The sequence below is a fragment of the Acetohalobium arabaticum DSM 5501 genome (genome assembly GCF_000144695.1).
Classification (GTDB): Bacteria; Bacillota; Halanaerobiia; order Halobacteroidales; family Acetohalobiaceae; genus Acetohalobium; species Acetohalobium arabaticum.
Genome location: NC_014378.1, coordinates 203545 through 221271 on the forward strand (window position 1 = coordinate 203545; position 17727 = coordinate 221271).

Genomic DNA, 17727 nt, shown 5'->3' on the forward strand with positions numbered 1-17727 from the left:
ATAACTTAAAACTTCTACGAATATCCCCGGCTGGATAATGCACTGTAATAACTTGCAGTATTGTGTTTAGGTTCACATCTGTAAACCAGCTAATAAAAAGAACAAATTTGGATACACTAGGTGATGAATAAATGAAGAAAGGAGTGTCCGGCATGAGACCGACTACTTGGAATCCCTTTAGCGAAATAAAGACGCTGCGTGATCAGATGAATAAGTTTTTGGATGAAACTTTTCATTCGCCTGAAGGAATTGAACTGCAGCCTTCAGTTGATATCTTTGAAGAAGGTGAAGAAATAGTAGCCAAAGTAAATATTCCCGGTATTGATCCTGAGAAAGTAGAGATTATGATCAGTGAAGATACCTTGATTGTTCAGGGAGAAGTAACAGAAGAACGACAGATGGATGAAGAGGGTTATCATAAGCTTGAACGTCAGACTGGTAGATTCAAAAGAACGATATCACTCCCCTTTAAGGTAGAGCGTGAAGCAGCCAGTGCTTCTGCTGAACATGGTGTTTTGGAGATTAGAATGCCTAAGAGTGAAGAAGAGATTGAAAAGATAACTCGGCTTGAAATCAATGATTAAATTTTGAATAATGGCTTGACAATTAGCTAAAAGTATTATATAATATTTCTTAAATTAATCTATGAGCATAGAAACACAGAGAAAGGGTTAAGAATTAATCTGACTATCAGAGAGGAGTTTCCAGAGGCTGAAAGGAATTCCAGTCATTATTAATTCATTCTGCCGCCCTGGAGTGGTGAGGTCGAATCAGCAGTAGGCCTTGACCGTAGCAGCTGCGTTAAAGTTGAGAGAGGTTAAGGAAGTTTTTCCTTAATAATTAGGGTGGTACCGCGAGATAACAACTCTCGTCTCTAAAGTTTACTTTAGAGACGAGAGTTTTTTTGATTCTTATAGAATTTATTAAAAATTAAGAAGGGAGTAGATTAGTATGTTTGAAGAGTATTTTTCTGATAATGCCAAACAGATGCGTAGTTCGGAGATTAGAGAATTTTTTAAATTAACAGAAAAACCGGAGGTTATCTCTTTTGCCGGCGGCTTTCCCAGCAAAGACTGTCTTCCGATTGATCAGGTACAGGAGGTAAATAAAAGATTATTGTTGGAAGCTGAAGAGGAGATGCTGCAGTATAGTCCTACTGAAGGTCAAGAAGATTTAAGAAAGTATATTGTTGATTTTATGGCTCAGAAAGGAATAGATGTAGGAGTAGATAATATTCTGGTTACTAGCGGTTCCCAACAGGGGCTGGATTTAGTCAGTAAGATCTTTATTAATCCTGGAGACAAGGTAATAACAGAATCTCCAAGTTATGTAGGTGGATTAGGTGCTATTAGAAATTATCGGGGTGATATACTCAGTATTAAGGTAGATAATAAAGGCTTGCGGCTTGATCTTTTAGAAGCAGAATTAGAAAGGCTAACTAACAATGGACAGCAGATAAAGTTTATTTATCTTGTTGCAGACTTCAATAATCCAACCGGCTTAAGCTTAGCTGTTGAGCGTCGTGAAAAATTAGTAGAGTTGGCTGAAAAGTATGAATTCTTAATTTTAGAGGATGATCCTTATAGTAAATTAAAATACGATGGTCCTGAAAGACCGGCTATTAAGAATTTTGATAAGCAAGGTCGTGTAATTTATCTGGGTTCCTTTTCTAAGATATTCATTCCCGGTATTAGAGTTGGCTGGGTAGTAGCAGCTGAGGAAGTAATTCAGAAGTTAATTTTAGCCAAACAGTCGACTGATCTCTGTTCCAATTCTATGGGGCAGCGGTTGATTGCTGCCTGTGGAAGAGAAGGAATAATAGATAATCAGATTAAGAAACTATGTCGACTATATCGCCGCCGTAGAGATAAAACAATGGAATCACTGAATAAATACTTTCCTCCAGAAGTAAATTGGACTGAACCGGAAGGTGGATTCTATACCTGGGTAGAATTACCGCCCTATTTGAATAGCAAGGACTTATTATTTAAAGCAATTGAGCAGAATGTTGCTTATGTCAGTGGGGAGGCCTTTAGCAGCAGTGGACAGAAGCAGAATGCTTTTCGCCTTTCTTTTAGTCAGCCGACATTGGAGGAAATAGAGGAAGGAATCTATAGATTAAGCGAGGTAATTAAAACAGAATTAAATTCTTTTGAAGCTAGAAACCAAAGATGTATAAAATAGTTGTAGCTTGGTAGAAACTCTGCCAGATAATTGAGGAGAATAGATTATTATTTCGTTCATAGAGATAAATAGAGATACCTCCAACTATAAAATTGCTCAGCATAAGACCAAAACTGAACTGTAATGAAGCTAAGGAGTAATAGACACTGCTGAGTAAAGCACCAAACATGAGTCCTAATCTTTCTTTAAAGAAATTATAGATAATGGTTCGATAAAATAATTCTTTAGCTGTAGCTGGAATTAAGGCTATTGAAACTAAGACTATAAAGTACAGAAAGCTGGTAATTAATTCATTAAATGAAGTAATCTTAATTAATGGTTCGAAGAGCTGATTAAAATCTAAATGATGATGCTGTAGATTAATTAGAATGATAGTCAAAATTGGCAGCGGCAGACTTACTTTGATACCTAATGTAAAATCAGCAAAGTAATTATTCGATGTTAATCCTATCTGGTTTAAAGTAAAGCTTTTTTTAAAAAGCAGTATATAGATTAAATAAGCAATCATCAATAATTTAATAGGAATTCCAAATAGATAATGGAATAGCGAATCTATTTGGGGTAGATTAGGAAAATTATATCTCTGAGTTAGAGAAAATAGAAATAGGCTTAGATACCAGAGTAGTTGATATTTAATTAATTCATAGTTTGTCCAGGTATACTGTTTATCTTTTTTATTTATTAATTCTATTATATGTTTCATATAAGTCCCACCTTTTTATTATTTAATTCTTACTGTAAAAGTTATTTCCTCCAACTGTTTGGAAATAAATTGAAAAAATATAACTTGTAGTCTGGTTGTAGAAATAAAAACCATGTGTTATAATTACTTAAAATTAAAAATTTAGGAGCAGCCAGTAGTAAGGAGGAATTATATGACCAATTTAAAATTAGAAGAGCAGATGGATGAACTGAATTCGTTAATTGATGGTGAGGTGCTGACTGATGAAACAAATCGTATTCTGTATAGTACCGATGCCAGTATTTATCAGATTGAGCCGTTAGGAGTAGTCTTACCTAAGAATAAATCTGATGTACAGAAGGCTGTAGAGTATGCTTCTAATAATGGTTTATCGATTATACCTAGAGGAGCCGGCTCTGGTTTATCAGGTCAAACTTTGGGTCAAGGAATTGTAATAGATTTTACTAAGTATATGGATAGAATTAAAGAGATTAATATAGAAGAATCCTATGTTCGACTAGAACCGGGCGTTACTTTAGGTGTTTTGAATCAGACTTTAAGTCAAGATAATAAATTCTTGCCGCCTGATCCTTCCAGTGGTAATTACTGTACTTTAGGCGGTATGCTGGGTAATAATGCTTCAGGCGGACATTCAGTTAAGTACGGCAGTACTATTGATTATGTTCTGGAATTAGAAGTAGTGCTGGCTGATGGAGAAGAAATTAAAGTGGAGAACTTGGAGATAGGAAGCCAGCAGTTTAAAGCGAAACTGAATCAGTCCAATAAAGTGGGGGATATTTACCAGCAGATCCTTGAATTGGTTAAAAATAATAAAGAATTAATTGCTGAACATACTCCAGATGCTAGAAAGAACTGTAGCGGCTATAGATTGGATGAGGTTTTGGCTGATCAGCAGTTTAATTTAGCAAAGTTATTGGTTGGTTCGGAAGGGACTTTAGCTGTGATTACTGAAGCTAAATTAAGAATTGCTGAACTGCCTTCAGAGCAGGCAATAGCTCTGTTATACTTTGATGATCTGGATAAGGCAGGTAGAGCTGTAGATAAGGTTTTAGAACTGGATCCCAGTGCTATTGAGATTATGAATTATGGCTTTTTGGAACTGGTACGCAAGAATCATGCTGATATCGACCAGCGGCTGCCGGATGATCTCAAGACAGCATTATTAATAGAGTTTGACGGTGATAGCCAGTCTGAAATTGAAGAGAAAATTCTACAGACAGAAGAGCTAATCTGTGATGAATTGGGTTTAGCCTTTGAAATAGATACTGCTCATGAGGAAGCTGAACAGAAGAAATTATGGTCTGTTAGAAAGTCAGCAGTTCCGATTTTAAATAAGTTAGAAGGCCCGAAGCGGATTACAGGCTTTGTTGAAGATGTGGCAGTTGCTCCTGCAAAATTACCTGACTATATCCGCCGGTTTAAAGAAATTATGGATAAGTATGAAGTTGAAGCAATTATCTACGGACATGCCGGCCATGGAAATACTCATCCCCGTCCGTTATTGAATCTGAAGCAAGAAGAAGATATCGAAAAGATGGAGGCCATTGCTCAGGATGTTTATGAGTTAGTCAATGAGTTGAATGGAACTATCAGTGGAGAACACGGTGATGGTCTGCTGCGGACAGACTTTATAGAAGAGATTTATGGTTCGATGTATGATCTGTTTCAGAAAACAAAGGAGATCTTTGATCCTGAATATATTCTGAATCCGGGAAAGATAGTTGTTGATACCACCGATTTATTAACGGAAAATCTTAGATATGGTGCTGATTATGAAACTATTGGAGTTGAATCTGATTTAGAATTTGCTACTGAATACCAAAAAGAAGTGGAGAAATGTCACGGCTGTTCGAAGTGCCGCTCAGTAGTAGGTACAGATATGTGTCCTGTCTTTAAAGCTTTAGGAGAGGAAAAAGCGGCTCCAAGGGCGAAGGCTAATATACTGCGGGGGCTTATTTCAGGCAGACTGGATTATAATGAATATTTAAAGTCACGGGCCTTCCAAGAGGTCTTTGACCTCTGTCTTAACTGTAAAAACTGTTATTTAGAATGTTCATCAGAAGTTAATATTCCTAAATTGATAATGGAAGCCAGGATTCAGCATTATAGACAGACTGGGCAGCCGTTAGTTAATAGATTCTTAGGAGCAAGTGAAGTATTGGGTAAGCTGGGTAGTATTACTCCTAAACTGACTAATACCTTTCTTGATGCTGCTCCTTTAAGAGGGATGATGGAAAAGATGACCGGAATTGCTAAAAAACGCAGCTTACCTGAATTTACCGATAATACCTTTAAGGAATGGTTTGCAGGTAGAGAGAATAAAGCAGACAAGAAGGTAGCTTACTTTGTGGGCTGTTCAACAAATTATTACCATCCGGAAGTAGGAAAAGGTTTAGTACAGCTGTTAGAAGCAAATGGCTATCAAGTAATCATTCCAGACCAGAAATGTTGCAGTGTAGCCAACTTAAATTATGGTAATCTAGAAGGTGTCCAAGAGAATATCAATTATAATCTGGAATCTTTAGTTGAAGTAGTAAAGGAAGGCTATGATATTGTAGCTGACTGTCCTAGCTGTAGTCTAATGTTAAAAGAAGAACAGCTGGATGTAGTTGATACCAAAGAAGCCAGATTAGTAGCCGAGAATACTTATCATATAAATGAGTATCTGTTAAACTTAAAAGAAAAGGATGAACTGAAACTGGACTTTAATCCTAATGAAATTGACTTTTTATACCACACTCCCTGTCATCTTAAGGCCCAGGGCTTAGCGAGCTCTACTGAAGAGTTGTTAGGTTTTATTCCTGAACTGGAGATTAAAGAATTGGATGCTGGCTGCTGTGGTATAGCCGGAACCTTTGGGTTAAAAAAGGATAAGTATGACCTATCAATGGAGATAGGTGAGAATCTATTTAAGAAGATAGAGAGCAGTAATTTAGAAAAGGTATTGACTGATTGTGATGCCTGTCGAATGCAATTAGAAGAAGGAACTGGTAAAGCAGTAAGACATCCGATAGAGATTTTAGCTGAAAATCTTAGTGATTAGAGGGGGAGAATTATGAGAAGTGATCAAGCAACTAAAGGAGTTAATAAAGCACCACACCGTTCATTATTTAAGGCTATGGGATATACTGACAAGGAGATTGAAAGACCATTAATCGGGATTGCCAATGCTCAAAATGAAGTAATTCCCGGCCATGATCATTTAGACCAGATTGCTGAAGCAGTTAAGGCTGGAGTGAGAATGGAAGGGGGAACCCCTATTGAGTTCGGCGGCATCGGCGTCTGTGATGGAATTGCTATGGGCCATCAGGGAATGCATTATTCGTTAGCCAGCAGAGAAGTGATTGCTGATTCAATTGAGATTATGGCCCAGGCCCATGCTCTGGATGCTTTGGTTTTGATTCCTAACTGTGATAAGATTGTGCCGGGCATGTTGATGGCAGCAGCCAGAATTAATATTCCTACAGTAGTAGTCAGCGGCGGACCGATGTTGGCCGGTAGACATCAAGGGGAAAATATAGATTTAAAGACGGTATTTGAGAGTGTAGCTGCTGTTCAGACCGGAAAGCTGGCTGAGGAAGAGCTGTTAGAGGTCGAAAATAATGCCTGTCCAGGATGTGGTTCCTGTTCGGGGATGTTTACAGCTAATTCTATGAACTGTCTTACTGAGGTATTAGGCTTAGGTCTGCCTGGAAATGGAACTATTCCGGCTGTCTATGCTCAACGGAGAAGATTAGCCAAAAGGGCCGGTATGCAGATAATGGAGATGCTGGATAAAGATATTAAGCCCTTGGATATTTTAACCGAAAAGTCCTTTGAGAATGCTCTGGCAGTGGATATGGCTTTAGGATGTTCGACGAATACTGCTCTACATTTGCCTGCTATTGCCCATGAAGCAGGAATAGATCTTGATCTGGAGTTGATTAATGAGATCAGTGCTGAAGTGCCGCATTTATGTAGTTTAAGTCCAGCCGGAAAGCATCATATTGAGGATCTCAATGAAGCCGGCGGAATACCAGCAGTGATGAAGGTATTAAGCAGTGAAGGAATTCTGAATGAAGGCTTAAGAACTGTAACTGGAGTGACAATTGAGGAAAACTTAGCGGAAGCAGAAGTCTTAAATGAAGATGTAATTCGTAATTTTGAAACTGCTTATCATCAGACTGGCGGTCTGGCTGTCTTGAAGGGTAATCTTGCTCCTGATGGTGCAGTTGTTAAACAGGCAGCAGTAGCTGATGAGATGTTGGTTCATGAAGGGCCGGCTCGGATATTTAATTCAGAAGAAGAGACTGTTGAAGCTATTCACAATGGTGAGATTAAAGCAGGTGATGTGGTAATTATTAAGTATGAAGGACCTAAAGGCGGTCCCGGTATGCGGGAGATGTTGACACCTACTTCGGCTGTAGCAGGGGCTGGACTTGATAAAGAGGTAGCCTTAATTACAGATGGACGCTTCTCTGGAGCTACGCGAGGAGCTTCTATCGGCCATGCTTCTCCGGAAGCTATGGAAGGAGGACCGATTGCTGTTGTTGAGGAAGGAGATATAGTTGAGATCGATATTCCTAATCGTCAGTTGAATGTTAAATTAAGTCAGAAAGAGATTGAAAATAGACTGGAGGACTGGTCTCAGCCGGAGCCTAAGATTAAGACAGGATATCTGTCCCGTTATGCTAAGTTAGTTAGTTCTGCCAGCACCGGTGCAGTCTTTAAGTAACAATTAGATTAAATCCTGATATAATGCTTGACAAAGTATTCTAAGTGACATATACTGTGTATTAACAAAATTTAATAATTCGAAAGTAGTGATGGAGACTGAAGTAATTAATTAGGACTACAGAGAATCGGGGTAGCTGAGAACCGAAGTCTGAGTGGTTATTTCTCTCACTCCTGAACTGTTATCTGAACGGAATTATTTAAAAAGCTCTTGACAAACTTTAAAAAATTAGTTATAATTTGGGATAAATGATTTTTGAATAGCAAGTAGATCTGAGAATAATCAATAAAATTTAGTAGTCAAAAGTGTTGAAAGGGGCAAGTAAGTTATTTAATTCTATCTTTAGCGAGCTGGGATTGGTGAAAGCCAGCGATAGAAGGAATAATTGAAATCCCCCTGGAGCTGCAGATTGAACGGTGATTCCAAGTAGGTTGTGCCGGCTAGTATCCGTTATCCAGTACTGGAGTATGGAGCATATCTGAACTTTAGATATGTGAGTACTTACTAAGGCTATTGCTGTAAGGCAATGGCAAATTTGGGTGGTACCACGTGAGCTTAAACCTCTCGTCCCGATTAATGGAGTACATTAGTCAGGATGAGAGGTTTTTTTGATTTTAAAAACAACAAGATGAGTAGTTAGCAGCCGGGGATTATATAATTGATGTTAATTATAAGGGGGAGTATACCTTACATTACTTATAATTGACTTTTATTGAAAATAATGGCTCTGGAGCTAACTAATTAGTTTCAGAGCCTTTTCTAAAGAGGGGTGAGAATTTAGTATGGAATTTACTGGGGCAGAAATTTTTGTTAAAGCATTGTTGGAAGAAGGGGTTGACAAGATATTTGGTTATCCAGGTGGTGCTGTGATACCTATTTATGATGCCTTATATGAGGCTGATATTGAGTGTGTTCTGGCTAGACATGAGCAGGGTTCAGCTCATGCTGCTGACGGTTATGCGCGGAGTACCGGCAGGCCTGGTGTCTGTCTTGCTACTTCTGGACCGGGAGCAACCAATTTAGTTACAGGGCTGGCTACTGCTCATATGGATTCAATTCCGTTAGTAGCCTTTACCGGGCAGGTACCAACAGGAATGCTTGGTACGGATGCTTTTCAGGAGGCAGATATCACGGGAGCTACTCTACCGATGACTAAACATAATTATTTAGTCCAACAGGTAGAAGATCTACCTAGAATCATCAAGGAGGCCTTTCATATTGCGACTACAGGCAGACCGGGTCCTGTTTTAATTGATATACCTAAGGATGTTCAGATGGATAAAACAGTTTTTGAATATCCAACTGAAGTAAATCTGCCCGGTTATGATCCTACTTATAACGGTCACGGCTTACAGGTGAAGAAGGCAGCAGACGCAATCAAGCGAGCTGAAAAGCCGGTAATCTATGCTGGAGGGGGAGTAGTAGCCAGCGGTGCTGCCGAAGAACTGCGGGAGCTAGCCAGAAAGGCTGAAATCCCTGTAACTACAACTTTAATGGGATTAGGAAGTTTTCCAGAAACTGATGATTTAGCCTTAGAGATGTTGGGTATGCATGGTACTGAGTATGCTAATTATGCTGTGTCAGAGACTGATTTATTGATTGCAGTTGGAGCGAGATTTGATGATCGAGTAACAGGAGATCTGGAGACTTTTGCTAAGGGAGCAGAGATTATTCATATAGATATTGATCCAGCAGAAGTTTCAAAACGGGTTACAGTTGATATTCCGATAGTTGGTGATGTTAAGAATGTATTACAGGATTTAAATCAGCAGGTTAAAGAACAAGAACATAGTGAATGGTGTAAAAGGATTCAAGAATGGAAGGAAGAGTCAATTATATCCAGTGATAAGGGCTCTGAAGCCTTGACTCCGAAGCTTGTGATTGAAACCATCGATGAGGTAACTGGTGATGATGTATTGCTTGCTACTGAAGTGGGGCAGAACCAGATGTGGGCTGCTCAGTATTATAAATATACTAAGCCCCGAAGTTTTGTTTCTTCGGGAGGTTTGGGAACTATGGGCTATGGTTTTCCGGCCAGTTTAGGTATTCAGATCGGAAATCCGGAGGCAACAGTCTTCTGTATAGCTGGTGATGGAAGTCTACAGATGAATTCCCAGGAATTGGCCACTGCTGTTCAGCATGAACTGCCGGTTAATGTGGCAATACTGAATAACAGTTACCTGGGAATGGTTAGACAGTGGCAGGAAATATTCAATGAAAAACGTTATGCGTCTACTTGTTTAAAGAAGCGCCAAAGCTGTCCAACTGAGTGTTCTGGACCTGATTCTGACAGAAGCTGTCCAGAGATGACGCCTGACTTTGTTAAACTGGCTGAAGCCTATGGTGCTTTGGGAATCAGAGTTACTGAGCCGGAGGAAGTAAAACCGGCGCTAGAAAAGGCAGTTGCTAGTTCCAAATCGGTAGTAATAGACTTTGTGATTGAACGGGAAGAAAATGTATTCCCAATGGTTCCAGCCGGAGGAAGTCTGGATAATATGTTAGTAGGAGAGGATAATTAATGAAGCATACAGTTTCTGTATTAGTAGCAAATAAGTCTGGAGTTTTGGCCCGGATTGCAAGCCTCTTTAGCAGAAGGGGATTTAATATCGATAGTTTATCAGTAGGAACTACAGAGAATCCTACAGTCTCCCGGATTACTATTGTAGTAGAAGGTGATGAACATGTTTTAGAACAGGTTACTAAGCAGTTAAATAAATTAATAGATGTTCATAAGGTTAGTGATATTACTAATGATTCTTCTGTAGATAGAGATCTGGCTTTAATTAAGGTAAAAGCAACTCCCAAAGATAGATCAGAAATCATGCAGGTTGTAGATATCTTCAGGGGCAAGATAGTAGATGTTGCTTCAGATTCATTAATGATTGAGATTACTGGTGATGAAGAAAAGGTGAATGCTTTAGAAGAGTTATTAAGACCTTTCGGTATTGTAGAGTTAGTGAGAACAGGAAAGATTGCTATGGTACGCGGCGATAAGGAATAGAGAATTAATTTAATTCAAAATATAAATCATATAAGGAGCTGATTTTAATGAAAATGTATTATGATGAGGATGCTAATCTGGAGTATTTAGAAGGAAGAACAGTTGCAGTTATAGGTTATGGTAGCCAGGGCCATGCCCAGTCACAGAACTTAAGGGATTCTGGTATAGATGTTATTGTATCTGAATTGGAAGGAACAGAGAATTATGAGTTGGCAGTCGAGGATGGATTTGATCCTGTAGGTGCTGAAGAGGCTGCTAAAGAAGCAGATGTAATTCAGATTTTATTACCTGATGAGGTACAGAAGAAGGTCTATTATAATGATATTGAACCTCATTTAGAAGAAGGAAATGCACTTGTCTTTTCTCACGGATTTAATATTCACTATAAGCAGATTGTGCCGCCAGAGAATGTAGATGTCTATATGGTAGCTCCAAAAGGACCGGGACACTTAGTTAGAAGAGTCTATAAAGAAGGCGAAGGAGTTCCTAGCTTAATTGCTATCTATCAGGATGCTACAGGTAAAGCTAAAGATCTTGCACTGGCCCATGCTAAAGGCGTTGGCGGTACTCGTGCTGGCGTAATTGAGACTACATTTAAGGAAGAAACTGAGACTGATCTCTTTGGAGAACAGGCAGTACTCTGCGGCGGAGTAACTGAATTGGTTAAAGCCGGTTTTGAAACTCTGACGGATGCAGGCTATCAGCCGGGAATTGCTTACTTTGAATGCTTACATGAATTGAAATTAATTGTTGATTTGATGTATGAAGGCGGTCTAGCCAAGATGAGAAATTCTATTTCTGATACTGCTGAGTATGGAGACTTAATTGCTGGTGAGAAGGTAATTAATGATAAGTCCAGAGAGGCAATGCAGGAGCTTTTAGATAATGTTAAGAATGGAGAATTTGCTAAGCGCTGGTTGCTTGAGAATCAGGTAGGCCGTCCAGCTTATTTGAAGCGTAAAGAGATTGATGCTAATCATCAGATTGAAGAGGTTGGTAAGGAGTTAAGAGAGATGATGGACTGGATTGAAGACTAAGCAGGAATTCTTTGTAGATTTTAAATGCTTTGGAGGGATTAGTAAATGAGCGAAAGTGAAATTAAGATTTTTGATACTACCTTAAGGGATGGTGAGCAGTCGCCGGGAGTTAGCTTAAATATTGAAGAAAAACTGGAGATTGCTCATCAATTGGCCAACTTAGATGTAGATGTAATTGAAGCCGGGTTTCCTATTGCTTCTGAAGGGGACTTTGAGGCTGTTAAGCAGATTGCTAAGGAAGTCCAGGGGCCAGTGATTGCTGGCCTGGCCCGGACTACTAAAGGAGATATCGACCGGGCTTGGGAGGCTTTAAAGTATTCTGATAAGCCCCGGATTCATACATTTATTGCTACTTCTCCAGTTCATATGGAGTATAAATTACAGAAGTCTCCTAACGAAGTACTAGAAAGTGTTACTGAGGCTGTTGAATATGCTAAAAGTTATACTGATGATGTAGAATTTTCAGCCGAAGATGCCTTCCGCAGCGATAAAGACTTTCTCTGTCAGGTAGTGGAAAAGGCAGTTGCAGCAGGAGCAACTACAGTTAATATTCCTGATACTGTCGGTTATGCAACTCCAGCAGAGTTTGGAGGCTTAATCGAATATATCTGTAATAATGTTCCTAATATTGAGGAGACGATCATCAGTGTTCATTGTCATAATGACCTTGGTTTAGCGGTAGCAAATTCCTTAGCGGCTATAGAAAAGGGAGCCCAACAGATAGAATGTGCTGTTAATGGAATTGGTGAACGGGCTGGTAATACTGCCTTAGAAGAAGTAGTGATGGCTTTGAATACCCGGTGTGATTACTTTGATCAAACACCGGAGGTTACTTTAGATCAGATCTATAAAACCAGTAAATTAGTTAGTTCATTGACCGGAATGTCGGTTCAGGCTAATAAGGCTATTGTAGGGAAGAATGCTTTTGCTCATGAGTCCGGCATTCATCAGGATGGTGTAATCAAAGAACGAACTACTTATGAGATTATGGATGCCAAGACTATCGGGCTAAGTGAGAATCAAATTGTGTTAGGCAAGCATTCAGGCCGTCATGCCTTCAAGGAGCGATTAGCAGAATTAGGTTATGAACTGGAAGGAGATAACTTAGAAAAGGCCTTTAAGCGGTTTAAAGAATTAGCCGACCGAAAGAAATCGATTACTGATAGAGATTTAGAAGCATTAGTAGAAGATGAACTGAAAACAATACCCCAGGTTTATGAATTGATGGAGACTCAGGTTACCAGCGGCAATGAAGTACTGCCGACGGCTACTTTGAAGCTAAAGTTTGATGAGGAAGTAATTATTGATTCTGCCTGCTGTGAAGGCGGACCTATCGATGCTGTCTATGAAACTATTAATCGGATTACTGGCCTGGGCTGTGAGTTAGAGAGTTATGCAATTGATGCTATTACTAGCGGTAAGGATGCTTTAGGAGAAGTAACAGTTAAATTAAATTATAATGAAGAATTATTTATTGGGCGTGGAGTCAGTATTGATGTAATTGAAGCCAGTGCTAAAGCTTATTTGAATGCAGTTAATAAAATATTATATAAAAATGAAGAGTTAATTGGAGATAAGGAGGACAATTAAGATGGGAATGACAATGGTAGAAAAGATTTTAGCTGACCATGCTGGAAGAGAAGAGGTTCAGCCTGGAGAATTAATTAATGCCAGGCTGGATATTGTTCTCGGTAATGATGTAACTACTCCTGTGGCCATCAAGGAATTTGATAAGATAGGTGTAGATGAGGTATTCGATAAAGAACGGGTAGTAATTGTACCTGATCATTTTGCTCCTAATAAGGATATTAATTCAGCTGAGCAGTGTAAGTTTATTAGAGGCTTTGCTGAGGAGAAAGAATTAGTTAATTACTTTGAAATCGGTGAGATGGGAATTGAACACTGTCTTTTACCGGAACAGGGTTTAGTTCTGCCGGGGGATGCAGTTATTGGAGCTGACTCCCATACCTGCACTTATGGTGCTCTAGGAGCCTTTGCTACTGGTGTAGGAAGTACAGATATGGCCGCCGGTATGGCTACTGGTGAAGCCTGGTTTAAAGTACCGGAGACAATTAAGTTTGTCTATAATGGTGAACTGAATGACTGGGTCGGCGGTAAAGACTTGATTCTATATACTATCGGTGATATCGGAGTCGACGGCGCATTATATAAGGCAATGGAGTTTACCGGTGAAGTGATTGAGAATTTACCGATGGATCACCGCTTTACTATGTCCAATATGGCTATTGAGGCCGGCGGTAAGTGCGGTTTGATTGAGCCGGATCAGACGACTATAGATTATGTAGAGGATAGAGCCCAGCGTGATTATAAACTCTATCAGAGCGATGAAGATGCAGAGTATGATGAGATAATTGAGTATGATGTCAGCCAGATAGAGCCACAGGTGGCCTTCCCTCATTTACCTGAAAACACAAGAGGTATCAGTGAAGTAGGCGAGGTAGAGATCGATCAGGCGGTAATCGGTTCCTGTACCAATGGACGGCTTGGTGATCTGCGTTTGGCTGCTAAGGTACTGGAAGGAAAGAAAGCAGCTGATAATGTTAGGTTGATTGTCTTCCCTGGTACGCAGGAGATCTATAAGCAGGCTATGAAAGAAGGCTTAATCGAGACCTTGATTGATGCTGGCGCTGCTGTCAGTACACCAACCTGCGGCCCTTGTTTAGGCGGACATATGGGAATTTTAGCTGAAGGTGAACGGGCAATTGCGACTACTAACCGTAACTTTGTGGGCCGGATGGGCCATCCAGAAAGCGAAGTCTATCTGTCCAATCCAGCAGTGGCTGCGGCATCGGCTATCAAAGGAAAAATTGTCAGTCCGAAGGAGGTAATATAGATGGAATTAAAAGGCCAAGCTTGGAAGTACGGTGATGATGTAGATACTGATGTGATTATTCCGGCCCGTTATTTGAATACTTCAAAGCCTGAAGAACTGGCAAAGCATTGTCTTGAAGATTTAGATGAAGACTTTGTAGATAAGATGAAGCAAGGAGATATGATAGTTGCTGAGAAGAACTTCGGCTGCGGCAGTTCAAGGGAGCATGCTCCTTTGGCTATCAAAGCAGCAGGTGTCTCTTGTGTTATAGCTAAATCTTTTGCTCGTATTTTTTATCGGAATGCTATCAATATCGGACTGCCTATTCTGGAGTCTGAAGCAGCAGTAGACGGTATTGGTATCGAGGATGAAGTAGAGGTTGATGTTGAATCGGGAGAGATTAAGAATTTAACTAAAGATGAAGTCTATCAGGCGGAACCATTTCCTGAATTTATGCAGAATATCATTCAAGCAGGCGGTTTAATTAATTATGTAGCAGGGAAGGTGAATAATTAATGTATAAAATAGCAGTAATTCCAGGTGACGGTATCGGACCAGAAGTAACTGAGGAAGGAATTAAAGTACTGGAAGCTCTAGCAGCTGATTCAGAACTGGAGTTTGAATTTGAGTATTTCAATTTAGGTGCTGATCATTATTTAGAGACAGGTGAATTAGTAACTGATGAAGTTAAAGAAGAATTAGCTCAGTTTGATGCTATCTATCTTGGAGCAGTTGGTGATCCTAGAGTTGAACCGGGCGTTTTGGAGAAGGGCATTCTACTGGATCTGCGGTTTACTTTTGATCAGTATATCAATCTACGTCCGATTAAGCTATTGAATGAAGACTTTACTCCGCTTAAGGATAAGGCAGGAGGAGATATTGACTTTACTGTTGTCCGCGAGAATACTGAAGGACTATATGCTGGCTTTGGAGGAGTCTTAAAGAAGGATACTCCTGATGAAGTTGCTACTCAGGAGATGGTCAATACCCGTAAAGGTGTAGAGAGAGTAATCAGGTATGCTTTTGATTATGTTCAGGATAGGGATGAGGTTGATAAAGTAACTGTCTGTGATAAGCGGAATGTTCTAACCTATGCCCATGGTCTCTGGCAGCGTGCCTTTGATGATGTGGCTAAAGACTATCCTGAAGTAGAAGAGGATCATATGCTAGTGGATGCTATGACAATGAAGATGGTGCGGAATCCGGAGGATTTTGATGTAGTTGTTACCTGTAATATGTTCGGTGATATTATTACTGACTTAGGTGCTGAAATACAGGGCGGTATGGGTCTGGCTGTATCCGGTAATATCAATCCGGACGGTGTTTCTATGTTTGAACCGGTCCACGGCTCGGCTCCGGATATTGCTGGCGAAGATATAGCCAATCCGACGGCTGCTATTTTAGCAGCAGCAATGATGGTTGAAGTCTTGGGTCATGCTGAAGAAGCAGACAGAATTGAAACAGCAGTTCAGCAGGCTTTAACTGATAATAAAACAACGTCTGATATGGGCGGAGATTTATCGACTGCAGAAGCTGGAGATTATATCAGTAGTTTATTATAAGTAGTTAGTAGAGAGTTAAGAAGTGGGGTGTGTTTAAAAATGGTTGAATTATATGATACAACGCTGCGTGATGGGACACAGCGGGAAGGAATCTCTTATTCAACTGAAGATAAATTAAGAATAACTAAAAAATTAGATAAGTTGGGTATTGATTATATAGAAGGCGGCTGGCCGGGGTCGAATCCTAAGGACATTGAGTATTTTCAACAGGTACAGAAGCTGTCCTTAACTAATGCTACAGTAGCTGCCTTCGGTAGCACCCGCCGGCCCGGAATAGAAGCTAAAGAGGATAGTAATTTGGAAGAGATTATTACCTCTGGAGTAGAGATAGCTACTATAGTTGGGAAGAGTTGGGACTTTCATGTGATTGAGGCTTTAGAGACGGAGCTAGAGGAAAATTTGGCTATGATTGAAGAGACTATCAGTTATCTCAAAAGTAATGGATTACAGGTTTTTTATGATGCGGAGCATTTCTTTGATGCTTATAAGTCCAATACTGAATATGCTATAGAGACGATCCAAGCGGCCGATAGGGCTGGAGCAGATAGAATTATTCTCTGTGATACTAATGGTGGGACTTTACCGCTAGAGCTTAGAGAGATAATTGAGAAGGTTAAAGATAAGGTAGATACATCTTTAGGAATCCATGCCCATAATGATTCGGAAGTAGCAGTAGCTAACTCCCTTCTGGCAGTTAAGTCGGGAGTAGTTCAGGTACAGGGAACGATTAATGGCTATGGAGAACGGTGTGGAAATGCCAATTTGAGTTCTATAATTCCTAATCTGAAGCTGAAGCAGGGAATCGATTCTGTTACAGAAGAGCAGCTGAAGCGGCTAACAGGAGTGTCTCGGTTTGTCAGTGAAGTAGCTAATCTAACTCCCCCGACACATAAGCCGTATGTAGGGGATAGTGCTTTTGCCCATAAAGGTGGAATCCATGTTAGTGCTTTGATGAAGGATCCGGAAACATATGAACATTTAGCACCGGAAACAGTAGGCAATCGTCGAAAAGTATTGGTCTCTGAATTATCCGGCAAAAGCAATTTAATGTATAAAGCAGAAGAATATGGTATTGAAATTGATAAAGAAAATGGAGATTTAAAACAGGCGTTAGAGAAGATTAAGGAGCTGGAGCATCAAGGTTATCAGTTTGAAGGGGCCAAGGCTTCTTTTGAAATCTTAATGAAGAAAGCAACTAATAGTTATGAGAAGTTATTTGAGTTAGAAGGCTGCCGGATTATTACTGAAAAGGCTTCTGGATTAACTCCACTTTCTGAAGCTACAATTAAAGTGAAGGTTAATGGCCAGATTGTTCACACAGCTGCCGAAGGAGAAGGACCGGTTAATGCTTTGGATAATGCGCTGCGGAAGGCATTACTTGAATTCTATCCTGCTCTAGAAGAGATCTATCTAATTGATTATAAGGTCCGAGTTTTAGACGGCAATGATGGAACATCAGCTAAAGTCAGAGTCTTAATTGAATCCGGTAACGGTCATGAGAGTTGGGGGACTGTAGGTGCTTCAACGAATATAATTGAAGCCAGCTGGCAGGCCTTGGTGGATAGTATAGAATACGGGATAAAACTAAGCCAGGATAAAGAGTAGCTAGATAAATCTAAGTAGTTAATCACTTTTTCACGTCAGCCTGCTGATTTATGCAGGATATAAATGGATAGTAGAGAAATTAATTATT

13 protein-coding genes and 1 other annotated feature are annotated in these 17727 nt (G+C 39.9%); of the genes, 12 read left to right on the forward strand and 1 reads right to left on the reverse strand.

Annotated features, from left to right (window positions below; genetic code table 11):
- Positions 1–131 precede the first annotated feature (131 nt).
- Both acear_RS01130 and acear_RS01135 read left to right on the forward strand, forming a co-directional pair.
- Positions 132–584: an Hsp20/alpha crystallin family protein gene (locus tag acear_RS01130; RefSeq protein ID WP_083771313.1), complete on the forward strand. Its 453-nt coding sequence runs from the start codon at positions 132–134 to the stop codon at positions 582–584.
- Positions 585–951: 367 nt separating this feature from the next.
- Positions 952–2184, forward strand: coding sequence for an aminotransferase-like domain-containing protein (locus acear_RS01135; RefSeq protein WP_013277198.1), 1233 nt, complete (start codon positions 952–954; stop codon positions 2182–2184).
- Here the strand turns inward: acear_RS01135 and acear_RS01140 are convergent.
- Positions 2159–2887, reverse strand: a complete 729-nt coding sequence (locus acear_RS01140; RefSeq protein WP_013277199.1) for a CPBP family intramembrane glutamic endopeptidase — start codon at positions 2885–2887, stop codon at positions 2159–2161. The two genes, acear_RS01135 and acear_RS01140, sit on opposite strands and share 26 nt — an antisense overlap.
- 172 nt (positions 2888–3059) lie before the next feature.
- Between acear_RS01140 and acear_RS01145 the strand changes: the two genes are divergently transcribed.
- The 10 genes from acear_RS01145 to cimA all read left to right on the forward strand — a co-directional run bounded on the left by acear_RS01145 (position 3060) and on the right by cimA (position 17639).
- Positions 3060–5930, forward strand: coding sequence for an anaerobic glycerol-3-phosphate dehydrogenase subunit C (locus tag acear_RS01145; RefSeq protein WP_013277200.1), 2871 nt, complete (start codon positions 3060–3062; stop codon positions 5928–5930).
- 12 nt (positions 5931–5942) lie between these two features.
- A complete protein-coding gene (gene ilvD / locus acear_RS01150; protein ID WP_013277201.1) occupies positions 5943–7601 on the forward strand; it encodes a dihydroxy-acid dehydratase in 1659 nt (552 codons plus the stop codon).
- A gap of 299 nt (positions 7602–7900) precedes the next feature.
- Positions 7901–8176: a binding site (T-box leader), on the forward strand.
- Between the two features lie 207 nt (positions 8177–8383).
- Positions 8384–10120, forward strand: coding sequence for a biosynthetic-type acetolactate synthase large subunit (ilvB, locus tag acear_RS01155; protein ID WP_013277202.1), 1737 nt, complete (start codon positions 8384–8386; stop codon positions 10118–10120).
- Positions 10120–10602, forward strand: a complete 483-nt coding sequence (gene ilvN, locus acear_RS01160; RefSeq protein WP_013277203.1) for an acetolactate synthase small subunit — start codon at positions 10120–10122, stop codon at positions 10600–10602. Before ilvB ends, ilvN begins: the two co-directional genes overlap by 1 nt.
- A 47-nt stretch (positions 10603–10649) precedes the next feature.
- Entirely contained in the window at positions 10650–11639 is a 990-nt protein-coding gene (gene ilvC, locus acear_RS01165; protein ID WP_013277204.1) for a ketol-acid reductoisomerase, read from the forward strand.
- 45 nt (positions 11640–11684) lie between these two features.
- Entirely contained in the window at positions 11685–13229 is a 1545-nt protein-coding gene (locus tag acear_RS01170) for a 2-isopropylmalate synthase (RefSeq protein ID WP_013277205.1), read from the forward strand.
- A 1-nt stretch (position 13230) separates the two neighbouring features.
- Entirely contained in the window at positions 13231–14493 is a 1263-nt protein-coding gene (gene leuC, locus acear_RS01175; protein WP_013277206.1) for a 3-isopropylmalate dehydratase large subunit, read from the forward strand.
- Positions 14494–14988: a 3-isopropylmalate dehydratase small subunit gene (gene leuD / locus acear_RS01180; RefSeq protein WP_013277207.1), complete on the forward strand. Its 495-nt coding sequence runs from the start codon at positions 14494–14496 to the stop codon at positions 14986–14988.
- Entirely contained in the window at positions 14988–16034 is a 1047-nt protein-coding gene (locus acear_RS01185; RefSeq protein WP_013277208.1) for a 3-isopropylmalate dehydrogenase, read from the forward strand. The genes leuD and acear_RS01185 overlap by 1 nt, the downstream gene beginning before the upstream one ends.
- A gap of 39 nt (positions 16035–16073) precedes the next feature.
- A complete protein-coding gene (cimA, locus tag acear_RS01190; protein ID WP_041667203.1) occupies positions 16074–17639 on the forward strand; it encodes a citramalate synthase in 1566 nt (521 codons plus the stop codon).
- Positions 17640–17727 lie beyond the last annotated feature (88 nt).

Excerpts from the sequence above, each read along its gene's own strand:
- acear_RS01145 (WP_013277200.1), top strand. The coding sequence starts at position 3,060 with ATGACCAATTTAAAATTAGAAGAGCAGATGGATGAACTGAATTCGTTA.
- acear_RS01130 (WP_083771313.1), top strand. The coding sequence starts at position 132 with ATGAAGAAAGGAGTGTCCGGCATGAGACCGACTACTTGGAATCCCTTT.
- ilvC (WP_013277204.1), top strand. The coding sequence starts at position 10,650 with ATGAAAATGTATTATGATGAGGATGCTAATCTGGAGTATTTAGAAGGA.
- leuD (WP_013277207.1), top strand. The coding sequence starts at position 14,494 with ATGGAATTAAAAGGCCAAGCTTGGAAGTACGGTGATGATGTAGATACT.
- cimA (WP_041667203.1), top strand. The coding sequence starts at position 16,074 with ATGGTTGAATTATATGATACAACGCTGCGTGATGGGACACAGCGGGAA.
- acear_RS01170 (WP_013277205.1), top strand. The coding sequence starts at position 11,685 with ATGAGCGAAAGTGAAATTAAGATTTTTGATACTACCTTAAGGGATGGT.
- acear_RS01135 (WP_013277198.1), top strand. The coding sequence starts at position 952 with ATGTTTGAAGAGTATTTTTCTGATAATGCCAAACAGATGCGTAGTTCG.
- acear_RS01140 (WP_013277199.1), bottom strand. The coding sequence starts at position 2,887 with ATGAAACATATAATAGAATTAATAAATAAAAAAGATAAACAGTATACC.
- ilvB (WP_013277202.1), top strand. The coding sequence starts at position 8,384 with ATGGAATTTACTGGGGCAGAAATTTTTGTTAAAGCATTGTTGGAAGAA.
- leuC (WP_013277206.1), top strand. The coding sequence starts at position 13,231 with ATGGGAATGACAATGGTAGAAAAGATTTTAGCTGACCATGCTGGAAGA.
- ilvD (WP_013277201.1), top strand. The coding sequence starts at position 5,943 with ATGAGAAGTGATCAAGCAACTAAAGGAGTTAATAAAGCACCACACCGT.
- ilvN (WP_013277203.1), top strand. The coding sequence starts at position 10,120 with ATGAAGCATACAGTTTCTGTATTAGTAGCAAATAAGTCTGGAGTTTTG.
- acear_RS01185 (WP_013277208.1), top strand. The coding sequence starts at position 14,988 with ATGTATAAAATAGCAGTAATTCCAGGTGACGGTATCGGACCAGAAGTA.